Source organism: Bacteroidota bacterium (genome assembly GCA_034439655.1).
Lineage (GTDB): Bacteria > Bacteroidota > Bacteroidia > UKL13-3 > UKL13-3 > CANJUD01.
Map to the genome: position 1 here is coordinate 1 of JAWXAU010000033.1, position 3,495 is coordinate 3,495.

A 3,495-nucleotide genomic window follows, 5' to 3' on the forward strand; every position below is an offset into this window, starting at 1 on the left:
TAATAAATTTATAAGCACTATATATATTATATAAATACTGGTCAATTCCTTTAGAAAATATGTTCTTTTTGATATTACTTTTTTCCATAAAAGCAATGTGTAAGTAGCTTTTTTCAAAACTAAGCCCCTTGGGTATTACTAACTTTACACAACTCTTTTAAAAAGTTATATAAATCACTCTTTATTATTAATAATACGGTGTCTTTTGGCTTGTTTAATGATATATTGATATTACTTTTGAAAAGGGCGGGTTGAATATCGCATTGCAAACGCTATAAGAGACGGGATAAATGACAGATTCGCCATTTGTAGTTTTTGCAAAAAATGCAAAAAATAGCTTTTTTTTTGCAAAAAGCGAGATTTTTGAGAATCCGTTCACCAAGTTGTTTGCAGTATAAAAATTAATAAAAACTACAAACATGAAAATTATCAAAACAGCAATCCTTGCTTTAACTATAAGCAACATTGCACAAGCACAAAGTTTAAATGCAACCATTGCCTTGCACAGTATAGACTGTCGCAGTTCAACATTCGAAACCCAACGAAACCAAGTGGCCGATATGGTGCTTATAGAATTGGAACGGTCGAGCCAGTACGAAGTAATGGACAAGTACGAACTGGAGTACAAAATTAAAAACGACAGTACCAATCAATACCGCAATTGCTACAGCACCTCCTGCCTCTCGCTGCTAGGCGAACAATTAGGAGTATCACAATTGCTCACGGGCAATATCAAAAACATGGGTGGACAGATTATCATTACCCTCAAAATTTGGGACATCAGAGAAAAGAAGTTTGCCAAAGTGGAAGTATCCGAGTTTTTGGATATTAATACCGAGCTCCGCAAGATGTTGCAAATATCAATGAACAACCTATTGGGCATTAAAAACGATACCCTCATTGTTTCCAAACTTACCAAGCCAAATGATTTTGCCAACGAACTAAACAATCCTTATCAATTACGCCTACGCAGCGATGGCCCACGAATGGGTTTTGCGGCCTTCGCGGGAGAAAAAGGCAACCGACTGAAAGCCAAACCAGCCGATGGTGGTTATAATCTTACCCCAGTCATGTTTCAGTTTGGCTACCAGTTCGAAAAACAATACCTCAACTCGGGCAACTTCCAAGCATTGTTTGAATTCGTACCTATGATAACAGGGCTTGACCAAGGTAAAGCTTTTGTTAGCTTAGTTATAATGAACGGCTTGCGTAACAATAAAAACGGATGGGAAATAGCATTTGGACCATCACTTACCGTGGCCAAATTTGCATACGGATATTACGATGCCGCAGGCAACTGGACCCTTGGCGACAATTTCGGAATGGTTTCTTCTAACAATATAATAAGAAGGCTGGATAGCCGAGGCACCCCGCAGTTTACTTCTTCATTTGTAATTGCCGCAGGTCGCACTTTTAAGTCAGGCAAACTTAATATACCTTTAAATGCCTACATAGTGCCCAGCCGCCACAGTGTTCAGTTTGGTCTTTCCTTCGGCTTTAACTCACGCGATAGGTACGAACCCAATAAAAAATAATTTTGCTTGTGACTCAGTATATAGAACGCTCCGAGAGGGGCGTTTTTTTTTGTCATCGAATATAATTTATCCTTGCCCCCGCCACAACTAATCTCCCAAAAATCCCCCGTCGTCCCTTAATTTTGCGATCCTTTATATGAAATGGTTCAAAATATATGATTTTGTGATGGACGGAGCCGAACCACAAGCCATCTATAGTGTTCGCACTGTTGAGGTAAACAATAAACTGATATGCTTGGGCAGATTGCCCGATGGATATTTTGCAGTGTCAGATAAATGCCCCCATGCGAGCGGCCGCCTAGGCTTGGGCAAATGTACCCCCGAGGGCAAGGTAGAATGCCCTCACCACCGCTACAAGTATGATATGAAAACAGGACAAGGAAACCCCGAGCAGGGCGATTATGTAGAAACCTTTACCACAGAAACCCGCCACGACGGCGTATGGATAACCCTCGATAAACACAGAGATGACAACCAGCCGTGGTGGAAAACGATTTTTAAGAAATAGTTGCGGGTTGTGAGTGGCCAGTTGCGAGACCATTCGCCGAAAGCAACTCTGGCAACGCGTAACTAAAATTAAAAATAACAATTGTAAAATTAAAAATGAATTATAATATTCCCTTCAAGAAACTCCTTGAAACCTTCGAACACAAAAAACCAGAAATCGTATTTGAATGGAACGACCGCGAAACAGAAGCCCGTGGTTGGATAGTGATAAACAGCCTGCGTGGCGGTGCTGCTGGTGGTGGCACACGCATGCGTAAAGGGCTAGACCAACGCGAAGTAGAATCCTTGGCCAAAACCATGGAAGTGAAGTTTAGTATATGTGGCCCAAATATAGGAGGAGCCAAATCGGGTATCAACTTCGACCCAGCAGATCCTCGGAAAGAAGGGGTGCTTAAGCGTTGGTATCAAGCCGTGATGCCTTTGCTCAAAACCTATTACGGCACAGGCGGCGATTTGAATGTAGACGAGATACACGAAGTAATTCCTATTACATCTTCGTATGGATTGCTACACCCACAAGAAGGAGTGGTGAATGGCCATTTGAAAGCCGATGGGGACTCCAAGAAAAAAAGAATAGAGCAACTACAAATAGGTGTTTCCAAAGTATTGGATAACGCCCTATTTTCGCCCGATGTGGCCAAGGGCTATACCGTAGCCGATATGATAACAGGCTGGGGTGTGGCTGAGTCGGTTCGCCATTATTATAATATATGGGGTGGGAGTATAGTTGGTAAAAATGCGGTAGTACAAGGCTGGGGCAATGTAGGTGCCGCCGCTGCTTGGTACTTGGCAAAGATGGGTGCCAGCATTGTAGGGATTATAGACCGTAGCGGTGGAATTATAGAAAGAAAAGGATTATCATTCGAGCAAGTAGGCAAACTATTTCACGATAAGCAAAGCAATACTTTGGTAGCCGACAATCTTTTATCATTTGAAGAAACACAGGCACAAGTGTGGGACCTCGGTTGCGAAATATTTATACCTGCAGCAGCATCGCGTTTGGTAACTCAAGAGCAGTGCGAGAAACTAGTAGCAGGGGGCATAGAAGTAATTGCTTGTGGTGCGAATGTTCCCTTTGCCGACGCAGAAATATTTATAGGCCCTATAGCCGATTATATAGATGACCATACTGGCGTAGTCCCCGACTTTATAGCCAACTGTGGCATGGCTCGTGTGTTTGCCTATCTTATGCAAGAGAATGTAGCACTTACCGATGAGGCTATTTTTAAGGATGCATCAGAAACCATTAGAAAAGCACTTACACGACTTAACCAATTTAACCAACGCCAAACGGGCTTGTCGAAAAAAGCATTGGAAATGTCGCTGAGTACTTTGGTATAAAGGACTATATATTTAGGGTCTGCTCATAAACTAAATAAACTTGTTAAACTTACTATAAATCAGTATTTTTTGCAATTAGGTCGTTGATTTTGCTGCAAGGCTTTTTAGCGAA

3 protein-coding genes are annotated in these 3,495 nt (G+C 41.7%); all 3 read left to right on the top strand.

Annotated features, from left to right (window positions below; genetic code table 11):
* Positions 1-419: 419 nt before the first annotated feature.
* The 3 genes from SGJ10_02115 (at position 420) to SGJ10_02125 (ending at position 3,383) form a co-directional block, all read left to right on the top strand.
* Positions 420-1,535: a hypothetical protein gene (locus SGJ10_02115; protein ID MDZ4756919.1), complete on the top strand. Its 1,116-nt coding sequence runs from the start codon at positions 420-422 to the stop codon at positions 1,533-1,535.
* 136 nt (positions 1,536-1,671) lie between these two features.
* Positions 1,672-2,043, top strand: a complete 372-nt coding sequence (locus tag SGJ10_02120; GenBank protein MDZ4756920.1) for a Rieske 2Fe-2S domain-containing protein — start codon at positions 1,672-1,674, stop codon at positions 2,041-2,043.
* Positions 2,044-2,138: 95 nt separating this feature from the next.
* The gene (locus tag SGJ10_02125; protein ID MDZ4756921.1) at positions 2,139-3,383 is read left to right on the top strand and encodes a Glu/Leu/Phe/Val dehydrogenase dimerization domain-containing protein; all 1,245 of its coding nucleotides are present in this window, start codon (positions 2,139-2,141) and stop codon (positions 3,381-3,383) included.
* Positions 3,384-3,495 lie beyond the last annotated feature (112 nt).